The sequence below is a fragment of the Bdellovibrio bacteriovorus genome (assembly GCF_001592755.1).
In the GTDB taxonomy this organism is placed as follows: Bacteria; Bdellovibrionota; Bdellovibrionia; order Bdellovibrionales; family Bdellovibrionaceae; genus Bdellovibrio; species Bdellovibrio bacteriovorus_E.
In genome coordinates this window covers 43,395-67,668 of sequence record NZ_LUKF01000014.1, presented here as the reverse complement: position 1 = coordinate 67,668, position 24,274 = coordinate 43,395, and the positions used below count along the sequence as shown (strand labels likewise).

At 45.8% G+C, this 24,274-nt stretch carries 22 protein-coding genes; 6 read left to right on the top strand and 16 right to left on the bottom strand.

Going from position 1 to position 24,274, the window contains the following annotated elements; translation table 11 throughout:
• Positions 1 to 91: 91 nt before the first annotated feature.
• Positions 92 to 298 (top strand): hypothetical protein, encoded by a 207-nt coding sequence (locus tag AZI85_RS08385; RefSeq protein ID WP_063243662.1) that lies wholly within the window; start codon positions 92 to 94, stop codon positions 296 to 298.
• A 49-nt stretch (positions 299 to 347) separates the two neighbouring features.
• Here the strand turns inward: AZI85_RS08385 and AZI85_RS08380 are convergent, their stop codons facing one another.
• The 9 genes from AZI85_RS08380 to AZI85_RS08340 all read right to left on the bottom strand — a co-directional run bounded on the left by AZI85_RS08380 (position 348) and on the right by AZI85_RS08340 (position 10,980).
• Positions 348 to 1,727, bottom strand: a complete 1,380-nt coding sequence (locus AZI85_RS08380) for an aldehyde dehydrogenase family protein (RefSeq protein WP_063243661.1) — start codon at positions 1,725 to 1,727, stop codon at positions 348 to 350.
• A 9-nt stretch (positions 1,728 to 1,736) separates the two neighbouring features.
• Positions 1,737 to 3,299 (bottom strand): chemotaxis protein CheB, encoded by a 1,563-nt coding sequence (locus AZI85_RS08375; protein WP_063243660.1) that lies wholly within the window; start codon positions 3,297 to 3,299, stop codon positions 1,737 to 1,739.
• Positions 3,296 to 4,060, bottom strand: a complete 765-nt coding sequence (locus tag AZI85_RS08370) for a chemotaxis protein CheW (RefSeq protein WP_063243659.1) — start codon at positions 4,058 to 4,060, stop codon at positions 3,296 to 3,298. Before AZI85_RS08370 ends, AZI85_RS08375 begins: the two co-directional genes overlap by 4 nt.
• Positions 4,057 to 5,802 (bottom strand): chemotaxis protein CheA, encoded by a 1,746-nt coding sequence (locus tag AZI85_RS08365; RefSeq protein ID WP_063243658.1) that lies wholly within the window; start codon positions 5,800 to 5,802, stop codon positions 4,057 to 4,059. The genes AZI85_RS08370 and AZI85_RS08365 overlap by 4 nt, the downstream gene beginning before the upstream one ends.
• Before the next feature lie 378 nt (positions 5,803 to 6,180).
• Positions 6,181 to 7,692 carry a di-heme oxidoredictase family protein gene (locus AZI85_RS08360; protein WP_063243657.1) on the bottom strand — a complete coding sequence of 504 codons (1,512 nt, stop codon included), beginning with the start codon at positions 7,690 to 7,692 and terminating at the stop codon, positions 6,181 to 6,183.
• Between the two features lie 12 nt (positions 7,693 to 7,704).
• The gene (locus tag AZI85_RS08355; protein ID WP_063243656.1) at positions 7,705 to 8,790 is read right to left on the bottom strand and encodes an imelysin family protein; all 1,086 of its coding nucleotides are present in this window, start codon (positions 8,788 to 8,790) and stop codon (positions 7,705 to 7,707) included.
• Positions 8,791 to 8,809: 19 nt separating this feature from the next.
• A complete protein-coding gene (locus tag AZI85_RS08350) occupies positions 8,810 to 10,177 on the bottom strand; it encodes a hypothetical protein (RefSeq protein ID WP_063243655.1) in 1,368 nt (455 codons plus the stop codon).
• Positions 10,178 to 10,330: 153 nt separating this feature from the next.
• Positions 10,331 to 10,573: a DUF1653 domain-containing protein gene (locus AZI85_RS08345; RefSeq protein ID WP_063243654.1), complete on the bottom strand. Its 243-nt coding sequence runs from the start codon at positions 10,571 to 10,573 to the stop codon at positions 10,331 to 10,333.
• Between the two features lie 5 nt (positions 10,574 to 10,578).
• Positions 10,579 to 10,980 (bottom strand): HIT family protein, encoded by a 402-nt coding sequence (locus tag AZI85_RS08340; protein WP_063206295.1) that lies wholly within the window; start codon positions 10,978 to 10,980, stop codon positions 10,579 to 10,581.
• Between the two features lie 122 nt (positions 10,981 to 11,102).
• Between AZI85_RS08340 and AZI85_RS08335 the strand changes: the two genes are divergently transcribed.
• From AZI85_RS08335 to AZI85_RS08325, 3 genes are read left to right on the top strand one after another with little or no spacing between them, the layout of a single operon-like run.
• Complete coding sequence (locus AZI85_RS08335) at positions 11,103 to 11,780, top strand: response regulator transcription factor (RefSeq protein WP_063243653.1); 678 nt, start codon at positions 11,103 to 11,105, stop codon at positions 11,778 to 11,780.
• Entirely contained in the window at positions 11,777 to 13,183 is a 1,407-nt protein-coding gene (locus tag AZI85_RS08330; protein ID WP_063243652.1) for a sensor histidine kinase, read from the top strand. The genes AZI85_RS08335 and AZI85_RS08330 overlap by 4 nt, the downstream gene beginning before the upstream one ends.
• 56 nt (positions 13,184 to 13,239) lie before the next feature.
• The gene (locus AZI85_RS08325) at positions 13,240 to 15,045 is read left to right on the top strand and encodes a hypothetical protein (RefSeq protein WP_063243651.1); all 1,806 of its coding nucleotides are present in this window, start codon (positions 13,240 to 13,242) and stop codon (positions 15,043 to 15,045) included.
• A 331-nt stretch (positions 15,046 to 15,376) separates the two neighbouring features.
• Here AZI85_RS08325 and AZI85_RS08315 read toward each other — a convergent pair whose 3' ends face one another.
• The 7 genes from AZI85_RS08315 to AZI85_RS08285 all read right to left on the bottom strand — a co-directional run bounded on the left by AZI85_RS08315 (position 15,377) and on the right by AZI85_RS08285 (position 23,280).
• The gene (locus AZI85_RS08315) at positions 15,377 to 16,903 is read right to left on the bottom strand and encodes a L,D-transpeptidase family protein (RefSeq protein WP_063243649.1); all 1,527 of its coding nucleotides are present in this window, start codon (positions 16,901 to 16,903) and stop codon (positions 15,377 to 15,379) included.
• Positions 16,904 to 17,082: 179 nt separating this feature from the next.
• Positions 17,083 to 18,222 carry a citrate synthase gene (locus AZI85_RS08310; RefSeq protein WP_063243648.1) on the bottom strand — a complete coding sequence of 380 codons (1,140 nt, stop codon included), beginning with the start codon at positions 18,220 to 18,222 and terminating at the stop codon, positions 17,083 to 17,085.
• Between the two features lie 206 nt (positions 18,223 to 18,428).
• Positions 18,429 to 19,319: a PP2C family protein-serine/threonine phosphatase gene (locus AZI85_RS08305; RefSeq protein WP_063243647.1), complete on the bottom strand. Its 891-nt coding sequence runs from the start codon at positions 19,317 to 19,319 to the stop codon at positions 18,429 to 18,431.
• 68 nt (positions 19,320 to 19,387) lie between these two features.
• Positions 19,388 to 20,548: a hypothetical protein gene (locus AZI85_RS08300; RefSeq protein WP_253720912.1), complete on the bottom strand. Its 1,161-nt coding sequence runs from the start codon at positions 20,546 to 20,548 to the stop codon at positions 19,388 to 19,390.
• Positions 20,526 to 21,284, bottom strand: a complete 759-nt coding sequence (locus AZI85_RS08295; protein ID WP_253720911.1) for a class I SAM-dependent methyltransferase — start codon at positions 21,282 to 21,284, stop codon at positions 20,526 to 20,528. Before AZI85_RS08295 ends, AZI85_RS08300 begins: the two co-directional genes overlap by 23 nt.
• Positions 21,260 to 22,327 (bottom strand): prenyltransferase, encoded by a 1,068-nt coding sequence (locus AZI85_RS08290; protein ID WP_063243645.1) that lies wholly within the window; start codon positions 22,325 to 22,327, stop codon positions 21,260 to 21,262. The genes AZI85_RS08295 and AZI85_RS08290 overlap by 25 nt, the downstream gene beginning before the upstream one ends.
• A complete protein-coding gene (locus AZI85_RS08285; protein WP_063243644.1) occupies positions 22,324 to 23,280 on the bottom strand; it encodes a polyprenyl synthetase family protein in 957 nt (318 codons plus the stop codon). Before AZI85_RS08285 ends, AZI85_RS08290 begins: the two co-directional genes overlap by 4 nt.
• Before the next feature lie 91 nt (positions 23,281 to 23,371).
• Between AZI85_RS08285 and AZI85_RS08280 the strand changes: the two genes are divergently transcribed.
• Positions 23,372 to 23,794 carry an acyl-CoA thioesterase gene (locus tag AZI85_RS08280; protein ID WP_063243643.1) on the top strand — a complete coding sequence of 141 codons (423 nt, stop codon included), beginning with the start codon at positions 23,372 to 23,374 and terminating at the stop codon, positions 23,792 to 23,794.
• Between the two features lies 1 nt (position 23,795).
• Positions 23,796 to 24,251: a YkgJ family cysteine cluster protein gene (locus AZI85_RS08275; RefSeq protein WP_063243642.1), complete on the top strand. Its 456-nt coding sequence runs from the start codon at positions 23,796 to 23,798 to the stop codon at positions 24,249 to 24,251.
• Positions 24,252 to 24,274 lie beyond the last annotated feature (23 nt).

The window sequence follows — 24,274 nt, the reverse complement described above, 5'->3', positions numbered from 1 at the left end:
GGCCTGTGAACAGCTTTTGCAGTGAATGAGTTTTGCTCCAGGATGGAGCCTTTGCCAGCACGTAAGCGAAGAACTCGAAGGACGAGACAACATGGAATACAGCAAGATCAATTATTTTGAAAAAACCGACTCTCCCAAACATCGTGAGTTTATAATTTCCCAAAACAATTGCATACTTTGCGGCACTGTCCTTGAACTAAAACACATCGCGGATCGAGCCACGGGTGAGATCACGGAAGAAGCTTTCTGCACCCAATGCGAAGTGAAAACTCGCAACAAAACCCACGTTTTAAACTAAAGGGCTTGTCAATTTTCCAACGCCTGATTTCGTCAGAGTCTTGACGATGTTAGGTCCCCGCCAATTTTTTTACATCCGAATAAAAAGAGCCGTTCCAAGACATGTCGAGATTTCCAAAGCTCGACTGCTTGTGACCGAAGATCGTGGTGGTTTCACCATTCATCCAAGAATTCACCCAAACATGGGCGGTGTCTAACGCGGAAACAACCTTCATCACTTTTTCTGAAGGCCCCCATACCACTGAGGAGTGCGCGACATAAGAAGTGTTCGCCCACTTTTGAATTTCATGCTGGTACTTTACGGCTGTGATTAACAAAAGAGGTCCGTGCAGCTCATCTTGTTGCAAGACACTGCAGTTAGGAAGATCCAACATCACTGTTGGCTTATAGAAGAATCCCACACCTTCAACGTTACCGCCGACAAAAACTTTTCCGTGCTCAGAAACACCGAACTTAATTTTTTCATCAATGTGAGAGACTGAGCTCTGTGAAATCAAAGGTGTCCAAACTTCACTTCCGCGAGGATCTTTAAGAGGCTTTAGATCCGCAAAATAGTTTTTCACGGCCTCTAAGAAATCAGGAGCAAAAGATTCCAGAACGAACAAACGGGAAATATTCCAACACATCTGTCCTTGGCCGATTAAAAAAGGGCGAAGAATTTCGGGAAGCAGATTCTTATAATCTGTGTCCGCTAAAACGGCTGATGGATTTTTTGCTCCCCCACTTAACTGCAATTTTTTAAATTGCGGTAAAGCAGTTTTTGCGATGGCTTCAAGCGTGGAAGTTTTTCCAGCCGCAGTCACCGCACGAATACTCGGATGACCCGCGATGATTTGCGCGACCTCGGCATTTCCTTGAAGAATATTAACGATGCCCGCCGGGATCTGAGCTTTTTGCAAAGCCTCTCCCAGAATTTTCGCCGTGATCGGAGATTGCTCGGAAACTTTCACCAGAACAACATTTCCCGCGGCCAGTGCTGGCGCCAGTCTTTCTACGACAAGACGTAAAGAGCAGCTCCAGGCCGTGATGATACCGACAATGCCTGAAGGTTGATAAAGCATTTTTGGATCTTGCAATTGCAAAAGAGCTTCCGCAGTTTCTTGCAAAATACGAATAGAAACTTCGACATTGTTTTTTAGAACGAAGGCGTGAGGCAAACCTTGATGAAGAGCCTCGTCATAAGCAATTTGATCGGCGTTTTCTTGAAGGATTTGTGCAAGAGATTTTAGATAGGTGGCCCTTTGCTCTAGGGAACTGTCTTTAAAACTTGTCGCTGCTTTTTTTGCCGGTTGCAGGGCTTTAATAACATCCATCGCGTCGGATGATGAAACTTGCGCCAGAACTTCGCCGGTGAAAGGATTGAATTTAGCAAACGTGTTTTTACTTTCAGCGGGGACAAACTCCCCGCCGATAAAGTTCGAAAGTTCCAAAGAAAGATCCTAGTATAAGTTTTGGTTTCGATACTGCATCAGATGATGCGCTAACATATCTGCCTTAAGTATCTCATCCGCCACCCCTAGTTCAATGGCTTTCTGTGGGCCGTAAGGGAATTGTGCTTCTTCCGGGTGCTGCACCACAGTGGCGCCCCCTTTTTTCTGCACGTCGATAAGACCATCGACACCGTCGGCGCCGAAGCCTCCTAATAACACCGCATAAACGCCCTTCGCATAAGACTGCGCGGCAGACTGGAAAAGAACGTTGGCCGACGGGAGTTGTGACGATACAGGAGTCCCCTTGGCGATATGCAAGACTGGCCCCGTACCGCCTGTTTGAATTTTCCCATGATGTTCTGCAGGAATAAAATAAACATGACCCATTCTTAAAAACTCGCCGTCCTTCGCAAGAACGGGAGTTACTTTAGAGCCTTGTTTCAACTTACTGATAAACGCTGTCGCAAAGTTCGCTACGGTACTGCATGCCACTACGACCGGAGGCGTATCTGCCGCCAGATTTTTTACGAACTTTTCTACGGCATCCGCACTACCGGCGTTGCCACCTAAGACCACCACTTTAAGTTCGGCGGCTTTGCGCACAATTTTCACTGGTGCGTTGGTTTTAATTTCAACTACCGGAGGAGCTTCCTTCAGCCTCTTCAACACATTCACTGAAGCAGCGGCGCGCACTTTATCAACAAGCATCGCCGCAAGATCTTTTAAAACTGCCGGATCAAACTGCGAGGGTTTGTGAACAAACTCCACAGCACCCAACTCTAAAGATTTCAGTGCCGCTTCACCCGTGCTCGCCAATGAAGACACCATCACCACCGGAATTGGATGGTGCTTCATAAGTTTTTCTAAAAACATCACGCCTGACATCTTCGGCATCTCGATATCCAAAGTGATCACATCGGGTTTTTTATTCAAGATCATTTCGCGAGCTTGATAAGGATCTGCAGCCGAACCAACGACTTCCAAGCCACTTTTTGTAAAAATATTCGTGAAAAGAGTACGGACCGTTGCCGAATCATCAACAACAAGCACCTTCACGTTTTTCGCTATAGACAAGGGTCTGAAGCCCGACACGTCCACAGGTTTATCCACAGAGCCCGTATCCCGCGGTGAATTATGAATCACTTCAAAAGTGAAAGTATTCATCTTAATGGTGCGAGCATTTTCGCCGGCGACATTGCGTTCGATGATAGGGATATTGAATTCACGCATCAGCTGTTCGGCAATTTCAATATTGCGTTTCCCGATCCCGTCACCTAGTTGTGAAACGCTGATAACGTTACCGCCACCATAAATTTTTGCCTGCATTTTACTGCGGTTGGCGCCTAGGCGAACACACTCTTCAATCAGCTGAGGAATGGCGTAGCTGCCATAGCGGCTATTTTGACTTTCTTCAGGCAGGCCTTCAGGTAAAAGATAGTGATTCAGACCACCGATTTTCGTAGTCGGATCAAAAATAGCGACGGCCACACAAGAACCTAACAAAGTCGAGATCACAGTTTCTTCTTTAAAGGCCGCTAATTTTCCAGGAAACAAATAATGGGTATTCATCATGCCACCAGTTTTTCAAGATCTAGAATCATGATGCTCTTGTTACCTTTAATAAAAAATTGCGACACAAAGGCCGTCTGAATAACGGTGGAATGGCTTTCGACATTCAACAGTTCAGATTCTTTTAAGCTCATCAAGTCATCGGTTTCAGTCACCTGCAAAGAAAAGCGGACGCCTTGATGTTCGCAGATAACGTAAAAAGTGTTTTTAATTTCGGATTGGTTAAAGCCGTGGTCATGAAAACTAATCACGGGAACAGCCTCACCACGGAAAGGAATCACGCCCATAAGGCCTTCTTTTTTATCCGGCAATGGGTATAGGGGAATTTGACTGCTGATTTCGACGACATTTAATAACGGAATAGCGAAATCCTGGCTCCCCCAACGACAATGCAAAAGCTGAACATCTTGTCTAAGTTCTGCCGAAAGAGCAAAGCGCACCGGATGATCCGCTGTATCTGTTTTTTCCTGAATCAACGCTTCGGCGTAGGCTTTCAGAGTTTTAAGCGATTTGATCAGTTCTCTGGGCTCTTTGAAACTTTGTGTGCGTTCTTCAAACAGTTCCAGCCATTGGGAAAAATGCAAAAACTCGTTTGTTTTAGCGTCGACCGCCCAGGCACGAGTTTGCTCGGCAACCTCGTTACGAATACGACGTAATGTCGACTCGTCAGTCAAATCAATAAATTTGTCGGCCTCTTTGCAGACGCTATCCAGGAAATAGGCTTTCAGCTCGGCCGTAAAGTCGTCACTAAAGAAGTCACTCATGCGGCCTCCTGCATGCTATCTAGCTGAAACAAGAAATGAATCATTTTTTCGGGATCAACAATGTAAGTGACTTTTTCATCCGCTAAAATAGAAACGCCTTTGAAGCCTTTTTGTTCTTTGACGATATTACCAAAGCCCTTAACGACGAGATCTGTTTGCGCTTCGATGCGATCCACCAGAAGGGCGAATACGCCTTCTTTGACTTTAATAAAGACAGCCGAAGAACCGCGAACCAGATCTTCCGACGCCGCTACTTGGTGATTTAAGATCTCGTGATAATTTAGTAACGGCACTGTCAATCCACTGAACTGACAGAAACGCAGACGATTTACAGTCGTCATTTGCAGCTCATGGCAAGAACTGATGTGTGCGACCGACGTCAATGGAACGGCTAAACGGAAATCATTCCACGAACACAGTAAAGCACTTTCCACCATAATGTGTTGAGGCACGGGAATTTCAAGGTGGAAAGAAGCGCCTTGCCCTGGGGTATTCTCAATGTGGATCTTACCTTGGTATTTTTCGACGATGGCAAACACGATGTCCATACCGACACCACGACCCGAAATGGTCGTCACCTTGTCCTTCGTAGAAAATCCAGCGTGAAAGATAAACTTATAAATCTGCTCATCTGAAAGCTGCGAAACTTCAGACTCGGAAACCAGAGCATTCTTCAAAGCTCGTTGAAGAATGCGTTCTTTATCTAAACCCTTACCATCATCTTTAAATGACAGATGAATGGTGTTGTTTCTTTCTTGAATCTCAAGAGTTAAATTTCCAATAGGAGATTTACCTTGCAGAGCACGCTCGAACTGATCTTCGATACCGTGGTCAATTGAATTTCGGGCTATGTGCACCAGAGTCTCATAGAGATCTTGTCCCAAGCCTTTATCAATCATCAGTTCGCCGCCAAGGATTTCTAGTTGAACGTTTTTATTGAGCTCCGTTGAAGCTTGACGGACAAGCAACTGCAACGACTTAAAGCTTTCGCTGGCTTTTTCTTTACGAACACTTTGCACTTGGTTCTGAAACTGATCGCTGATCTTATTCAAGTTCTGAGAAAAATCGGCTTGGCGTCTTTCAAACAGTTCAGGTTGCAAACGAAAGTTCACGGTTTGATTCATCATTTGAAAGAAGTTCTTAAGAACTAAAAGCTCTCCGGAAAGGCGCAGAAATTCATTCAATTGATTCAACGACAACCAGACACCCTGTTCATCGGCGTTCATGCCTGTGCTGGACGGACGTGGTTTATGATTCTTTATTACGGCTGTTCCCGCATCACTCAGAGAATCAAAGCTTCCATAGCTCGCAATAAGTTCAATCGCTTCGCTGAGTTCTTCAGGATAAAGTTCGCTCTTATCACGCAACGCTTTCGCCAAGACTTTCATAATGCGCGAGCTTTTCAGAAAGAGGTCGATACACTCTTTGGTGACCGTGTGATTTTCACGTTTAATACGAGTCAAAAGCGCTTCAAACTCATGCGCCAGCGAACCTAAAAGTTGTCCTCCGGGAACAGCACCCACGCTGCCTTTGATGGTGTGCACTTTTCTGAAAAGAACATTGATCTGATCTTGGTCTGAAGGAGCATCTTCGAGTTTTAAGATTTGCGCATCAAGCTCTTCAAGAATCTCTTTGGATTCTTCAAAAAAGACGCGAGAGACTTCTTCCACTTGCGCGAAGTCGATCAGAACGACAGAGTCATCCTGTCCCGGAATTCCGTTATTATTATTTTCGTCAGACATGAATTGAAAATTCCCGCTTTATGCAAGTGTTTGAAGTCTTAGGAATTTATCGGAATATTCAGTATTTAAGTTAGGATTACAGAGAATATTTTTGGGACCGTAACGGACAAAAAATAATAAAGAAAGGCTCAGAAATAGAAAGAGCGACTCTTGCGAGCCGCTCTAAGGTTTAAGAATTCTTTCGAATCCTAGGCGAAGGCCCTGGGGTTTCTAAGAAACCGCCACCTCCGCCTTGGTTATGTCACATGTATTAACCATAAGCACCACCTCCTTACCAGCCCCAATAGAAGCTTGATATCGATGGTACTATAACAAGATTGAAAACTTCCACTACGTCCTGGTCCAGATTTTCTGAACCATTCATAATGAAACAGTTCCCTAGAGTGAGCGAATGAATTGAATCAAAGCGGAGCGGTCCGCTTTGGGAAGATTTACGAATTTGTTTTTCGAATATTCGCCTTCACCACCGTGCCACAAAATCGCTTCTTCAACCGTACGTGCACGACCGTCGTGCAAGAAACCAGCGCGCGGATTGATCGTGTGTGTGTGACCCATACCCCAAAGTGGACGAGTTTTCCATTGGCGCCCGTTCGCATCGAAGTCTTGGCGTCCATCAGCCAACCCGTCACCCATGTCATGCAAAAGCATGTCGGTGTAAGGATAGATCTTTTGATTGCTGAAAGCGGCGATTTTATGAGGACCCGTCACAAAGCTAGGTTGATGACAGCTTGTGCAGCTGACTTGATGAAATATCTGCGCGCCGCGAATCACTTCGGCCTCTGTCACGTTACGACGTGAAGGTACTGCCAAAGTTTGCGAGTAAAACACCAGATCATTAGCGACTTGATCGCTAGCTTCCAAAGGAGCAGGCACTGTTGGATCTTGAACAAAGGATTCAAACAGCGCTGTCCCGAAAATACTTTCCATTGGGAAAGCATAATTCGTAACACCGATGTCACCACGAAGTGCGCCCAAGGATTGATGCAAAACTGAGGGTGTATTGTTCTTTAAACCAAAGCGTCCCATCGATACCGGATAAGGATCGTTGGCCATGGCTTTTTCAATATCAAACACCCAGTTCACGGAACCCTTCACGCCTTCAGCGGAAAGATCGCGAGCGGCCAAAGCCAGGATGTCCGATTCTTTAATAGCTTCAAGAAGTCCCAAGCCGATCATAGGAGTTCCCATGCGTGGACTTGTTTTTACGTCTTTTTCATACAAGCGGCTTTTTGTTTCGCCTGTCACGGAGTCAAAATATTCATCGTAAGCAGCCGTGATTTTAAAGACAGGCTTACGAAGTTGCACCACTGAGCCATCAGGATAAGTGAACGTGCTTTTATCATATTTCATCCAAACTTGCGCTTGGCCCGCACCGGGAAGGTCTTTGCGAACCCCCATGGAACCTAAGTGGAAAAGTTGATCGGAAAAACCCGGAACCGCAACTGGAGCACCCCAGCGGTTCTGTGCAGTTTTAGGACGTTGGATGCCGTCCTCGATACTGATGCGCAAAAAGATCGATTCATTCTGGCGAAGCTGCACCCATTCTTGTCCCGGAAGAATCACTGGCAAGGCGCCACGGCCGTCCTTCGAGTGACACGCGTTACAACTTGTATTGTTAAACACCGGACCCAAACCGTGATCAAAGCGGCTGGCGTCATCAGAAAAATTTCTTTCAAAAAGAGCATCGCCCGTCAAGTGACGTGCGATTTCCTCTTCAGTGAGATTCGTCGCAGGATTGCGGAAAGCCCGGATGGATTCCCCTTTTATCATGATCGTCGTATCACCACCGGATTTGACCGCGTGAACATAGTCCATATCGACAAAAGGAGCTGCGTGAGCAACTCCTCCGACGAAGATATTAAAAGCTGAAAGTAGAATCCAGGCTTTCACAGAATCTCCAAATTACATATCTAGTGTTGGAAGAACTTCGTTTTCCATAGTTGCGTGAAGAGCATTCAAAGCATCGATAGCTTTTTGTGCACGAGCGCGACCGTCATGAGTAAAGATCGCTTGACCGAAGTCACCACCACCCGCAGGACGGATAGCTTGGATCAACTGCATGCAGTTCAAGATTTCGCCTTCAACACGAGCTGCCAATGCAGCGTCCACTCTTTCAACCAAAGCTTTTACGCCTGGGCCCTTAGTGCTTCTGTAGTGACCAGTGTAGATGCTGTAGACAGAACGGATGTTGTTTGTGAAGTCATTCAAAGAATTCCAAGAGAATGGAGATTCAACCAATGCCATGTTTGCAGAGTTGATATCCGCACCCATTGGGTCCGACATTTTACCGTTAGCAACTTCATCAAGGATGCCCATCATGCCTTGAACGAACTCTTCCATAACCGCTCTGTCAGAAGAGTAGAATGGATTGTCGAAGCCCGGTGCGCTGATAACTTGCACGTAGCCTGGAGCAGATGGATTTTCTGGGTCATAGTTTTTAGACCAAGAGTTTGCAAGGTAAGCCGTGTTTTCAGCCAACAATGCCGTTGTTGCTTTCAAGTACTCAAACTGTTTTGCAGTTAAAGCAGAAGCTGGTTTTGTGTTTGCTGATTTACCATCACCGAACAAAAGATATTCGATAGTGTGGAAACCTTGAAGGTTTGTTCCCAAAGCGCGTACGAAATCAGTTGTGATAGCGCGGTTTGATTTCAAAACAGAATCAAGATCTAAGATGTTCAATGGCCAAGTATCCAATAGAGGATCGATACCCAAAGAATCTACCGGACCGAACAAGAAAGCTTCAGAGCTTTCCCAAGGAATACGAGTTGCGCGCCAAGCATCTTGAGCTTTCGCAAGGTTTGCCTCTGTCGGATTCGCTGCCAACGTGTTCACAGCTGCATTTAAGTTTGCCGCTTGTGAAGCAAGGTCGTTGTATGTCGCAAGAATCACATTGTAAGAAACGTGATTAATGATCTCTTGATTTGTCGCCGCTTGAGCCGTTGCGCCTACGAAGGCCAAAGCTGCAGCCATTAATTTCAAAGCTTTCATGAGCTTTTCTCCTTATTGATTATTTAAAACTGTCTATATCAAAACCGAATGCAATGTTTGCCTGATACGTTTCAGGCAGGCCATCAAGTTCAGTCACTTCTGTCGCGTACTGAGCTTTCAAGAAGGCCCCTTGATCAAAGAACCACATCAAACCACCCGAGTTGCGAGTCACATCGTAACGAGGGTTTTTATTGATGTTGCCTTCAACTTCTTCAAACGTGTTCACATGTTCCCACTTCAAGAACGGTGTCAGTCTGATAGATGCGAAATCGTAGTAGATTTGCAAAGACTCTAAACGAGCTTTATGACCTAGTGGAGCGAACGCCTTTGGTTTTGCCAAACCACCCAAAGTCGCATTCGCCGCAGAAACCAAATTGGAGTTTTCCAAAGTTCCTTCGATCACTTCACCGCTAAATCCGAAACCTCCGAATTTATAACCGCCCATCAACGTCCAAAGAGTGACTTCTGCGTCCTCTTTCAATTTGTCGACTTTGTAGCGGTTGCCGGTTGTGTTTCCTGCGTAATAAGAAAGAGCAAAACCCTTTCCTTTAGCAACACTGCCCCACTCGATACTTGCCAATGTAGCAAGGTCATCTGCATTTGTTGTTTCAAAGTGACGTTGATAACCGCCACCGATCCAGTTGTACGTACGGAAGAACTCCGAGTTCAAACCGCTAACAACACCCAGGCGCGCTGTGAAATCGGAAAATTTTTGTTCTACTTGAACGCCTGTTTCTGTCCAGTTCAATGGAATCATGCGAGCTTCAAGATCGGAAGCCAAGATCGAAGCATACATATGCGGCTTCGTCTGAACAGAACCCAAAGCGATGAACAATGGGAACTTACCCACCTTCAAAGCGGTGTTCGTCTTCTTCCAAGTTTTTTTGTAGTACAACTCAGGCAGAACGACTTCACCGCCCTTTTCGATTTCTTGTTCGAATTCACCGAACTCTTCGAAAGGGTCGAACTCAACCACAGTTCCTACCCCACCGTGCTCGATTTCTATTTCGAACTCGATTTTGGAGCTGTCAGAAAGAATGTACTCACCTTCAAAGGCAATCTCTGCCAGATCCATCTCACGACGTGTGATAGGCGTTAGGTTTTGTACTGTTTTGAAAGTTTCGCGTTGGCCGAAAACGATGTAACCGTACGACGTGAATTCGAACTTAGGATAAGCCTTTTCAACATTTCCATTTGTTGTTGAAGTCGATACGGCCGCTTCGCGGCTTTCGTCATCTTCGTCTTCTTCTTCGATGGAAGTTGTTGTTGGGGCCGATACCGGGGCCTGGATTTCTGTCGTCGGAGCTGTCGTTGTGGAAGAGCTTGTAGGCTCTTGGGCATTAGCGATACTAGAAAGGGCAAAAATAGCTAATAACAAACGTTTCATGAATACTGCTTCTCCGTGAGGCCCGTTTGTAGAGAAGCGGCATGTAAAGGTCAAAAGAGGGACCCCATTTTGTTTCCAACTGAGAAGGTCCTGATATCCAAATGAAAACGTAATGAGAAGTCCCACCGGCGGTGGTGGAACGCCCTGAAATTATTACTTAAATAGGAATTTGAAACGAGGCACTTTCTGACCATCGACTTCGACTATTTCAGACCACATCGAAGCCGGTCGACACCACAAACGGCCCAACGGATTTTCGTAAAGAGCTTCGTACAAAACCACATCTTCCAAGCTTTCGCTATGCTTGCCGACGCCGATCACTCGGTAAGGTTTACCTTTGTAGTGTTGGTAAATAGCTCCCGGAATAATGTTTTCGTAACTATTTTGTTCCGCCATCTTGATTACTTCATTTCATTTAAGTGTTTGATAATTTCGTTTTGGATCTGCTTCATTTCAGTGTCAGAGCGACGTTGCGCTCGTTTGAAATCCAAATCTGGAATCGACCACGCCGGAATAAGGTGCAAGTGATAGTGAGGCACTTCAAATCCTGCCACGATTTGTCCTACGCGAGGAGAGCCCGCCGCTTTGAGAATGGCCTTGCCGATTTTTTGAGAAATCTTGTGCAGGTGCGCGTAGGTTTCTGCAGGAACTTCCGTCCAATGATTGATCTCTTCTTTGCAGATCACAAGTGTGTGACCCAAGTTCACTTGGTCCAGAGCCAAGAAGGATAGCACGTGGTCGTCTTCATAAATTTTGTAAGAAGGAAGTTCACCAGAAATAATTTTTGTGAAAATAGAGGCCATCTCGAATCTCCTGTCGCCATTGTTCTGTACTGAGACATTAGACCAGACTTCCACGTTTCTTCAACAGTTGCCGTAGAGAATAAACTCATGAGTAAGCACTCTTGACATGGTAGGCTAATATTATGACGACGATATTTCTTTTAGAAGACGATCCCATTCTTGGAAAAGCCATCCAGCTTCAACTGGAACTTCAATCTTACAGAGTGGAATGGGTGCAAAGTTTAACTGAGGCCAAGAACAGAGCCTCTGTGACATCGCCGCCGGATTTATTTCTATTGGACGTCAATCTGCCAGACGGCAACGGCTATGATTTCTGTCAGTGGCTGCGTGGAGAAAAATTAAACACTCCCGTGATTTTTTTGACGGCCAGAACGGATGAAGAAAGTGTGGTTCGTGGTTTTGAGGAAGGAGCGAATGACTATATTCGCAAACCTTTCAATCAAAAAGAATTAGCCCTTCGCATCCGCAATCAGCTTTCTGACATGAAGGCCACTTTGGATTTAGTGCGCTTCAACGGAGTGACACTGATCAAAAATCAGCAGGTCTTAAAACACGGCGAAGCTTTGATTAGTTTAAACCGTCGTGAATTTGAAATTTTGACGACTTTCTTTGAACACCCTGAGACGATTGTGACCAGAGAGCAATTGATAGAGCGTTTGGCTTCCGGTGAAGAGATCTTTGATCGCACCGTGGATTCACATATCAGCCATATCCGTTCAAAGCTTTCTAAAAATGGAGTCAAAGGTGTTAAAATCAATTCGGTCTATGGACAAGGATACCGGCTTGAGAAAGCGGTATGATAACTAAACCGCTTTTTCGTAAGAACTTTTTGATCTTTGTTTCGATCATTTTAGTTTTCGTGGTGGTAGCGATTGCCTCCTCATGGATTCTGACAAGTTTTGAGCGAGATCGAATGTTCTTACGACCTGCGGGGATGAACCGAGCCCTTTTAGATGCTTATGACAAAGATCCTTTTAAGGCCCTGCCTCTTTTAAATGAATTTTCACGCAAAAATGGCTTAGAACAACATGATCTGATCAATGCCGACGGTGTGAGTTTGACGACGGGAAAAAAAGTTTTGTCGTCTTCCCTGACCGCCGATCAACTGCGTGCTTTGCAAAAAGATCTCGCGATTTCCGCAAGCCCCTCTGAAACTCAGCGCATGCCGGGCCCTCCTCCAGAAGTGATTTCCGTCACCAATCAGGAAGGAGTTTTCCTTTTAAGCAAGTTTGGTGGGTCACAGGATAAGCCACCTATTGGACCGATCGTCACTTTGATTGCGTTGATCGCTTGTATCATTATTTCTATCGGGATTGCTTTGCTTTATCAATTTTCTAAGTATCAAGAACGCTCCCGCGAAGCCTTGGACGTACTTAATTCTTTGCGTGAAGGAAATCTTTCAGCGCGCCTTCCGTCACGCAAGTTTGATGAGTTGGCGTTACTGACCAATGCATTTAACGAAATGGCGGGTGACTTAGAAAACATGGTCGAACAATTGCGCAAGGCGGATCGCACGCGTCGTGAATTGTTGCAAGATCTTGCTCATGATTTACGAACTCCTTTGGCTTCACTGCGATCCTTTCTGGAAACTTTGCAAACTGCCAACCACCAGCTTTCAGAGGAAAAGCGCCAGGAAGTATTATCCTTGAGTTTTACCGAAGTTGAGTACTTTGGTAAACTGGTTGAGGATCTTTTGTTCTTAGCTCAAATCACAGAGCCGAAATACTCTTTAGGAACCGAGACAATTCACCTTGAGGAGAGAGTGCAAGAACAAGTCACCGTTTTCAGACAACGCTATCCTGGACTGCAATTTGATTTTCAGAAAACAGGAGACGCTTTTGCGTTGATGGGTGCGCCTCGCCTTATTGATCGCATGCTTCGCAATGCTTTCGAGAACTCCAGTTCCTTTGCTAAATCTAAAATCCGTATTGAGCTGACTCAATCGGGAAAAGATTTGCGGCTTCAACTTATCGATGATGGTCCCGGCTTTAGCGAAAAGGGCCTTTTAGAATTCGGCCACAAAAAATCCAGTCGCACTTTGGTTTCAGAGTCATTGGACAACAAGCGCATTTCTGTCGGTATTGGATCCGTCATTATGAAAGAAATTGCTCAACTGCATGGAGGACAGCTTCGCGCCGCCAACCAGGTTGAAGATGGCAAAGTCCTGGGTGCAAAAGTCTCATTTTCATTCACGAAGTCCTAGCTCCATATTCGCTCCATACTTCTTAGCTAACCTAAGATCACGAACAAGGTGGTCTTATGCTTCGCAATTTAGGTTTAGTACTTTTGATTTCTTGCCCGATCGCTTCTTGGGCCCAATCGATGTGGGGCACGGGCATGTGGGGCGGAATGCAGGGCTGCTCATACCTAACCCGCGCCGGCAACGGAGCTACCAATCAAGATGATGAGACTAAAGAAATTCAGTCTGCGATCAGCGAAGCGCAAAAGCAGCTAAAGACAAAGAAGTCTGAAAAGAAAAAGACCGATCGCGAATCTGAAAGACACAAGGCGGACATTGAAAAAACGGTTTCCGATGACTATGCCCAGTTCGTCTTTGAACACATTGAAAACAATCGTCAGTGTTATGAATATAAAGGCTTGCAAGACGAAGGTGAGTTTTCAGCGCAAGGCCAGCAAGGCTCTGAGCAACTTCCTGGCACAGCGATGACTCCTGTTCATGGGTTCACGATTTCTGAATGGAAACAGTATTGTGATCCAGGCAAAGCCGGTTCGGTCAGCGCCTCTATTTGTTCGAACTCGCGTTTCAAACCCAGTGAAGGTGGACGTGCGGATGCAAATACTTGTAAAAAAGGCTTGGGTGAATACAGAAAGTCCTACGCCAAGTCGCAAAAACTTCAGCGCGAAATTGAAAGTTTAGAATCACTGATCGAACGCTCGAAAGAAGATTTAAAAGACGCCAAACAAAACGCTTTAGAAGAGCAACGCGAACGCATGACCGCGCAAACCGAAGGCGGCATTTGTGTCGAGTGTATGCAACAAGGTAACGGCGGTTATCAATATCAAAAACCCCAAACAGATTGGGCGAATGTGATCGCCAACGTCGGAACGGGATTACTAGCGACGTACACAGGATATCAACAAAATAAGATGGTGGCGGAATACAACTCCAACATCGGATGGCCCACACAAAGTTACCCCAGCTGGAGCTACGGCTTCCCCTACTTAGCCGCAGGAATTTACGGCGCCCTAGGTGGCGGCACGGGTCAAGGAGCCTTCGGCTGTGGAAGCGGCATGGGTGGAACCGGAAACATGAACGGCCCGATGGGCATGATGGGCGCTTATGGCACCGGAAGCCTCTACGGAAACATGGGCATGGGCGGCGCCTTCGGTTATCCCGCAGGCATGATGGGAAACACTATGGGCGGCGGCATCTTCAACGGAGGCATGGGCCCGTGGGGAATGTCCGGTTATGGCGGCATGAGCGGTTACCCAATGATGGGCATGGGTAATATGATGGGTGGCTATGGAAGCATGATGGGTGTCGGCGGCATCATGGGAATGGGAAACATGATGGGTTCTATGATGGGAGCAATGACGAGCGGCTATCCAATGGGATCGATGATGGGAATGGGCACCATGATGTCAGGATATCCCATGGCATCAATGATGGGTTCAATGATGGGCTCAATGACAGGATCCATGATGGGTTATGGAAATATGATGGGCTACGGAAACATGATGGGCATGGGAACAATGACCGGCTACGACTCCACAATGATGCAAATGCAATCCCAGTATCAACAACAAATGATGCAAATGCAGATGCAACAATATCAAAGCATGATGCAATACCAACAACAGTACCAATCGCAAACACTGCAAAAATACCAAGCCGTATCCTCACTCCAACAAGAAATGTACAACTTAATGTCCCGAATCCAACAAATCCAATACGGCTACGGAACAAGCTACATTGGCTCCACAAGCTCAATAGGCCTCACCTCACTAGGAACAACAACAGGAACCTCGATCCTAACTCCCCTCCCCGGCAGCGTGATCGGAACAACAGGAACAACCTCAACAATAATCCCCTCCAGCCGCTAACCAAAAAAGCGTAAGCCAAAATACCGAAACGAAGCTGAAGATAATTCCTCAGCTTCATTTCCAAACTCACAACAAAATTCAAATTTTATTCATTCCTAGATCTATCCAAAGACGTGAAAAAACAGCCGGGATTACAAGCTCCGGTACGAACAAGATCTGGCCTGAAGAAAGATCTTCGGGATGAGTCCGAAGTGAGGGCCTTCGGTGGCGCCACGATGGCGCGAACCGAGGCGAAGCCTCGGCACCGACAGAGCCTGGAGGGCGTGCCCGAACGAAGCGACTCAGCACGAAGATCTTTCTTCAGGCCAAATCCCCCGTTCGAAGCGAAAGACTAGTAAGCCCCGCGCTGAAGCATCCGCGCTCCCTGACGATAAGTATCCTCAGAGAACCGAATAACCCCATCCGAATTCAAACTCGAAGTCTGGAACACGAGATAAACCGGAATAGGCTTTTGCAAGTTAACGCGGGTGTCGTTTTCCATGACTTCCCCAGGCTTCGCCATCGCCGCCTCAATAGCACTGCGATTCCAGTTCGTCCCTTTCAAAAGATACTCCGCCAATTCAACGGGGTGTTCCAAGCGAATGCAGCCCGAACTCAACTGTCGCTGTCCATCCGCGAAAAGCTCGCGCTGATTTGTATCATGCAGATAAATCGCGTAAGGATTTGTCATCATGAACTTCAAGACTCCCAGAGCATTTCCTAAGTGAGGACGCTGACGAATATAAAACAAGTTATCTGAGTTAGGGTCCAGACTGTTCCAATCCACCGTTGAAGGATCCACACGCTTCGTGAAAGAGCTATTCCAAAGTTCATAGTTATGACTATCGAAATACTCTGTGATTTGTGAAGGGCTTAATCCTTTTAAATCTTCCATTTTATCTTCACGGAAAATTGTCGGCGGCACGACCCAATACGGGTTGATCACGATATAAACCACTTTGTCCTTCATCGTGGGTGAAGGACGCGCGGTACGACCATTGATCGTACGGAAGTTCATACTCGTGCCTGTTTGTTTGTCGACCAAATTAAATTGAGTCATCGCCAAGTTCACATAGATATAACGATCTTCGAAAGTTTGTGGGAACCAACGAAGCTTTTCCATATCTAAGCGAATCTGACGAGCTCTTTCAATGCAACCGGTGTTTAAATACTTATAAGTACTTCCACTGGCCGTGATGGAACCGTCCGGCACGACTTTGTTCAACCACTGAATGTCATTGATTGCCGTCATCATCTGCGTATCGAAAGTCTGATCCACGCTAGAGATTTTATATCCCAGAAGACGCAGACGTTCTTTCCATGCAGGAATCGCCGGATCACTTCCGCCAAGTTCTACTTTTTTCGCGGGTGTCGGAAGATTCGTCCACATGCCGTTGTTACAGTAGTAAGTGATACGACGAAGAGCTTCTTTTAAAGAGATGTATGGCGCGGATTGCGGAGAAAAACTCATCAACAATGGTTGTGAGCGTAAACCATGAGTGTACATCAGCACCCGAAGCTGCTTATCGCTGACAAAAGATTTCTTCGACATTTTGATGTCGGAACCCATCGTGCTTGGATCGACAACTCCTCCGTGCATGTCTTCAAGAAGCAAAAGAAAATTTTCGTTCGCCTGGCGCTTCAGATTCGCATCCCAATAGCCTCCGACCTTCCAGGCTTGTTCCATGGAGGTCGTCCAATAGCGGCTGGGATTCAGCCCCTCATTCCCCACGTTGAGCATCGTGTTTCGCATGTCACCCAAATCGAGTTCATCGATGATGTTCAAGTAGTCTGCGCGTGCGGCCTGCGTAAATTGCGCGTTAGCCTGTGTACTCACCAACAGCAACGTGTGAAGAAAAGCGATTAGAAACAATTTCATAGCCTCCCCCTCAGGTTCCATTCATTAAAGAAAATTCTGTTCCGAATTAGGGAATTTGGGCAGCGCTGAGTGGGCTAGGGACGCATATATTTCGAAAAAAAAATATTATGCAAAAGAGCAAAAAAAAGAGGAGACCTGAAGTCTCCTCTTTCGAAGTAGAAAATTTGAAGCTCAACAAATTATCTTTGAGCTGCAGGAGTCCACTTAAGACCTTCTTTACCTGCCCATTTACCACGAGGACGATAAATGCGGTTGTTTGCGTATTGTTCAAACGCATGCGCACACCAGCCAGAAATACGAGAAGCCGCAAAGATCGGAGTGAATAGATCTGTTGGGATACCCATAGAGAAGTAAACAGTTGCTGAATAGAAGTCTACGTTTGGCATCAAACCTTTTTCTTTGTACATAGTGTCGTCAATCAAAGTCGACATTTCGTACATGTGGTGCATGCCAGCGGCTTTAGTCAATTTGTCAGACATGCCACGCAAGATACGAGCACGAGGGTCGCCGTTTTTATAAACGCGGTGACCGATACCCATGACTTTTTCTTTGGCTTGCAAAGCGTCTTTAACAAACTGTTGTGCTTTGTCCATTGTGCCGATTTTTTGAAGCATCAAGATCACTTGTTCGTTGGCACCACCGTGAAGAGGTCCTTTCAACGCACCAATCGCAGAAACGATCGCAGAGTGAAGATCTGACAATGAAGAAGCCGTTACACGAGTTGCAAATGCAGAGCAGTTCAATTCGTGGTCCGCGTGAAGGATCAAGCACGTGTCCATGACTTTTACGTGCTCAGCATTAGGCTCTTTGCCGCCACCAAGCATGTACATCATGTTCCAAGCGATAGATTTATCAGTCTTCGGTTGAACAGGCTCTTGGCCTTTGCGAATAGCATCAAATGCACAAAGCAAAGTTCCCATTTTTGCTGTCAAACGAACTGATTTACGAAGGTTCGCTTCAGGAGAGTTGTCATTAGCATCAGAATCCCAGTGAGCCATCAATGAAACAGCTGTACGCAACCAACCCATGGGGTGAACGTTCGTAGGGATTGCTTTAAGAACTTTGATAAATTCTGGGCTCAATGCCATTTCTTTGTGAAGTGTCGCGGAAAAAGTTTCTAGCTCTTTCGCGTTAGGCATTTTGTCATTCCAAAGAAGGTAAGTAACTTCCTCAAATGTTGAGTTTTCCGCTAGATCGTCAATTGTGTAACCACGGAAATTTAAAGAATCACCGACGATAAAAGATACTTTCGTCGTACACGCAACAACGCCTTCCAAACCCTTATCCAAGGCGCCTTCGTAGATATTTACTTCAGCCATTGTAGTTTCCTTTCTGACTTTTCACTTAAACATTGTACTCATAACAAGAAATTCAACAACAAGTCACGGACTTACACATCCAAAGTCCCATAAACTCGTAGTTGAAAACGATTTGGTCCCCGGCGAAGAACCCACGAAAATGGAGCTGGAATTCAAGAAAAGAACGCTCTGGAGAAGAGCGTTTTTCACAAAACTTCTTATAGCCGTTAAGTTTTAGCGAGCTTAATAACCTTGTCTTTCACTTCCGTGACAATCAAGGTTTGGTCTCGCACGGGATCCGTCTTACCGGTGTACTTTTCGTTCGAATATAAGATCTCATTGCGCAGTTCGTGAACGCCTTGCTTCGGCGCCCGGGCAATCGCCTCAGAGAGGCCGTGTCCACCCCAGTTCACACCCAAAGAGTTCTGAGAATTCTTCAGACCCTCAGTGGCAATCACCAGACGATCGCGGGGGTTGAGCTGCACTGTGCGACCTTGAGGCTCCGTGTTAAAATCTTTGGAAAAGCTGGGCCCCGTTGGCAAAAGCTCGACAAGGCCATCTTGACCATAGACCTGCAAAAAGCCGTCGATGACTCCGACAGAACAGTATTGCATTTCATAGCTGCGGCGGTCGACGACGCCATAGAATACACTGGCTTTGTCTTCGTTCAGAATGTGCGGGACGATCTCTTTGGCTAGCAGAGCCACGACCTTGTGAGCCTCAAGCCCACGACGTGCTTCCATCTGCGAAGAGATTTTAATAATTACCGAAAGCAAAAGCGAAGACAGGGAATAGCCACTGGCGCTGGAAATCAGAATTCCGAATTTTAATTTGTCTTCATGTTCAAAGATATCAAAGTAATCGCCTCCAGATCGCGTGCCCGGCAAAAACTTTGTGCTGAATTCAAAACCTTGAACATTGGGAAGTTCAGTTGGAGAAAGAAACTTTTGCAGCGTCTGCGCAAACTTCAGTTCCTGACTAATCTGGGTGATTAGTTTTTCAAGAGCCGTGTTCGCTTTGGAAAGTTCTAATCGATAACGATGAAGCTCGGCATCTTTCACCGCGAGTTCATGTTCGAGTTCGGAAATACGCTCTTTATAATCAGTCTCGTCTGCCATGAAAAATATTGTAAGGAGGACACTCGAGAGTGTCATCCTTAACGCAAGTCACAGCCTTTAGTCGAGGTTTAGAACGTCAGGCGAGCTAGCTGCTGTTCTTCATCTTTCAGGCGGTTCTGAATGTGCTCTGGCACCTGCCCCTCTTTCAGAGAGCTCAGACCTTGCAGATGGTAACGGATTTCGCTCAAACGTTTTTGCACTTTCTCTTTCGCCCAGGCCATCGCAGGTAAAGAAAGATATTCGCGCTCGTTCCACATGGATGGGAAATAGCGAGCCTCTTGCAGCTCATCGACTTTGACGCGGCTGCCGAAGTGGCCCCAAATCATTTGCGCTAAGAACTGACAAACTAAGACCATCAAAAAGAGTCCGACAAATTGCAGGCTCTTATCCTGAAACGAAGCCATGTCCGTTGAAAAATTAAAATAAAAAAGATTGCGTGCTTCCCCCGCCAGCCAAAAACCAATCAACACCCCAAGAATGGAAACGGCCGAGAGCTGCTTTCCGATGCGTTGGCAATCTTGATTCAAAGCTCGAGAGTGCCACCAGAACAAAATCATGCGAGCTATTCTTTCACCCACAACAAGTCCCATCACGCCGTTTAAAGAAACGGTGCTGGTCATAAGAAGACTCAATCCCAGAACCAGCGTCCAAAACTCGGCTTTAATAACAAGACTTAATAAAAGACTTGCTAAAAGAAGTGTGAAAACCGCAGGAAAGCGACCATCAGCTAAAAAGAAAGCCAGATCACTTTGCCCCAAAAGATTTTGAATCACCGTGGAATTTTTGATCATACTCTCACCGCCGATCAAAAAAATTCCTACACTGAAAGCAAATTGCAAAAGTGTTTTCGCTTTCGCACTGGAAGTAAAAATAAACAGACCTAAAATACAAAGGCCTAAAACAAAATAACCGCTGAAGCCCAAGAACAAAAGGCTTAGAATCGCAATCCACCAAGCACCCAAAGTGCTCATCGCCATAATCAAAGTCGCTGGAGCCAACGGCAGAACACGCAAGTTGTAGAGGGCCATCCCGGTGTACAATGAACGTTGTGGCGAAACTTCAAAAACCACCACATCAGCGCAGCGGATGAAGGTCTTCACCAAGCTTGTTTCCATCCCCATGTTGAGAACTTTTTTGTGCAGTGATGAGAAAAGCGTCCCGAGATGTTTTTGGGATTCCATCAGACCATACATCACTAGAAAGAAACTACCCAACCACATAAGTATCATATCGGACCACCTTTCCTTCGTACGCGTGACGAACCCCGGGTAACAATTCCTCTGCATGCAGTGGACGCTTTACAACCACTCTTTGCACCGGCCACGTCAGAGCTTCTTTCAGCACTTCGACCGCGTCGTCATCATGTCCTACGAGATCACGAAAAACGACCATCTCTTGTTTCGGCAAGGCTGATTTCTTTTTATGGGGATACATCGGATCAAAATAAATACTGTCGATTTCGATCTGGCCTTTTTTTTCTTTCAAAAATTTCAGACTATCGGAATAAAAAAGTTCGTAAGATTTAAGATACTCTTTCTGAGTCTTTTCAAACGCTTCCTTCAAAAGAGCATAAAGCACAGGCGATCTTTCAACGCCGGTGACTTGAAATCCCAGTTGAGTCAAAAACACGCTATCTACGGCCAGGCCCACAGAAAGGTCCAAAACTTTTCGACAGCCCTTAGCGACGCCCAAAGCCTTTGCGATAAGTTCATTTTTACCGCGATGACCTTTGCGCTCGTAATCCAGATGGTTTTTATCAAAGTCAATTTCCAAAAGACGACGTTCCTGATCGCGTACGTACACACGGTCTGCTTCCACAAAGAAGTGAAAAAAGAAATCGCCTTTATTTACAGGATTTACAGGACAATTTAAAAAGGAAGCCCATTGCTGAGCTTTTTCTAAAGCATTTTCAGAAGCTAAAATACAAGTTCGAGTTGAACTTACGTTCCCAGATACCACAGACATTCAAATACCCACAGGCCTATGGTGATCAGGAAAAGATAAAATCCCGCTTTGAAAACGGCACGCAGTTCGCTGCCAACAGGACTGGAAATATTTTTAAGCTTATAGATAAAACTAAAAGAAAGAAAAACTAAAACCAAAGATAAATAAAATCCCCAATAGAATCCTGCGTACTTCACATGGAAGAGCAGATTGAAACCTAAAAACAAGATCCACCAAACCGCCAACAGACGACGGCTTTTATCAAAACCTAGCCAGTTCACAGTATTTGTGAAGCCCGCCTGTGCACTTGGAAAGATGTTCATGAAGTTTTTCAATTGAACGACGAAAAGAACGAGCCAGCCCCAAAGGCAGCCCAGCCACACGCTTTCCCAGTCAAAACCAGCTCCCATAGCAAGCTGATATCCGACGGTTAACAATGGCCCCAGCATCAAGAAGAGCGCAAATTCTCCGCCGATTTGATACTTGAATGAATTCTGTTTTTTAAACTGCGCCCACAATCCGATAATCAGGCTTAAAAAAATCACGCCTGCAACTTCGGGGAACGCAAAGATGATGGGAAGAGCGCACAGAATCGCGAGGCTTAAAAGCACCGTCGAATAATTTTTGACTTGAAAAGCCGTCACCCACCCGTTTTGGATTGAACGGCTGCCACTTCTTTCAAGCACACGATCCACACCCTTCATATGGTCCATGTAGTCGTTCCGCAAATTCACGGCGATAAAAGCTAACAAAACGCCGATGGTCGCAATAGCCGTCGTTAAAGGGTCTACGACGGTGCGGTAGGCAATGTTCTTTGTTAACACCAAAAACAAGGGCGCCAAAATCAGTAAAAAACTGCGCGCTTTGAAAGTTTGCAAAAGCACGGTCAATGAAGAAGGTTTCTTGATGCTTTCAATAGGCAAAACACGAAATGTCACTGTTTCAGACGCCGAGTTTACGTTCAGTGTTTGCACGGGAAGAGCGCGCTGAGTTTTTGAGAATGTGCCCAGCAAGTAAGATTCAAACTCAGGAGAATTCTTGGAAAGCGTGATCAATTCACTCACGACGGTTTCCTTCTCCAATAAAGAATCTCGGTCAAAGGACGAAGTTGTTCGATCAAACCTTCTTCACCGGGTTTTAAGAAAGTTTTTAGGCGCTCCAAGTGATGGTTGTACATTTGGATTAAGCCTTTGTTCATTTCGTCGAACTCAAGAAGTTTTTGATCGAATTGAGCTTTGCCACCGATGCTAGCGTAATACTCTTCAAGATTTTTGCTTTTCACCAAGGTGTCGATCTCTTGTCGAGAGCGGCCCTTAGATACGAAGGCACCGAAAGAATTCAAGTACCCTGATTTCAAATCACCCAGGATGGCTTTGCCTTCGTTGTTACGAATGTCGTAATCCAAAAGATCGTCACTGCGCTGGAAAAGCTGTCCCAACAAAGTTCCCATCTCTTCAAGAACACGGTGCAATTCTTCATCGTATCTTTCTTGAGCGATGAAAGGCGCACGAATACACCACTTAAACAGGCTGGCTGTCTTCAAGTTGTGAATACGATCCAATTGTTCAAGGGTCACGAAGAAGTCACCCACCACAGAATCTTGAAGCCACTCCCCTTCTAAAAGGTCCGAGATCACTTCCGCTGTGTATTGAACAAGCTTGATATTGCCGTGGCCGGAAAGATTCACCATCACGCGCGCCAAAAGATAATCGCCCGCAAGCACGGCGTATTCAGGAGTGTACTTCAACCAAGCCGCTGTTTTGCCACGGCGAAGATGGGAGCGATCAATAAGATCATCATGAAGCAAAGAAGCATTGTGGATGAATTCAATGGTTTGGCCTAAAAGAAGTTCCGCTTTTGGATCTAAAGAAAGATTGGAACTCATCATACGGATGAGTTTTGCGCGGAAGCCTTTTCCACCAGCGAAGAGATCATCATAAAGCTTATTCAGCTTCGGCAAATAAGCCGGAAAATCCTTTGGATCATAGACTTTAAGATCAATGACACTTCGCTGCAATTTGAACTCCTGAAGGTGGGTCGTAAGCCGATAACTTGTCGATTTATCTGCTTGCTGTCAAGGGCTCTCCGGCCTTAAAGTTCGAGACAATATGAATAAAATCTTTCACACCAAAAAGACCCTGACTTTCAGGGAATCCGACCCTGCGGGGATCATGTTTTTCGGGAATATTTTCGGGTTCGCCCACGACGCATTTGAAGAGTTTATTCAAGCCGCCGGCTACACTTATCAGGGCTGGTTTGGACAGCGTGACCTGATCATTCCTATTCGCCACACGGAATCTGACTTTTTGTCTCCTTTTTTTCCTGGGCAAACCTACGACATCGCAGTGACGGTGGCGAGTTTTGGTGAAACTTCTTTCAAAATGAAGTATGTTTTCACTCAGTCTGGCAAAACAAACGCGGTGGTTCACATGGTTCATTCTGTCGTCGACGGAAAGACCAAGCAAAAAGCAGCTTTGCCTGCCGAAATGAAATCGCGCTTGGAACCTTACTTGGAAGCATTGAAAGGCTAAGATGGAAGAGTTCAAATTTACGGGTGATGAATGGTGGCGTAAGGGAGTTCGTTTTGAATGTACGGGCTCTGGAAAATGCTGCACGTCCCATGGTGAATATGGCTATGTCTTTTTAAGTCTTGAAGACCGCAAACGTTTTGCGAAGCACTTCAACATGCGTGTGGGAGAGTTCACAAAAAAATACTGCGCTCGCAGCGACGGCATCTGGCATCTCAAAGAAGATCCAAAAAATCCAGACTGTATGTTTCTTAAAGGAAAAAGCTGCGGAGCTTATGAAGCACGCCCGACTCAATGTCGTACATGGCCCTTCTGGCCTGAAGTGATGAATGCGAAATCTTGGGCCAAAGACGTCAAAGCCTTCTGCCCTGGTGTCGGTCGTGGCGAAGTGATTCCCGCAGAAAAAATTGAAGCGCAATTGCGCGAACAAATTCAAAGTGAGAAGGGTTGGGGCAAATAACCGAGCCCATTCTTCTTTTTGTC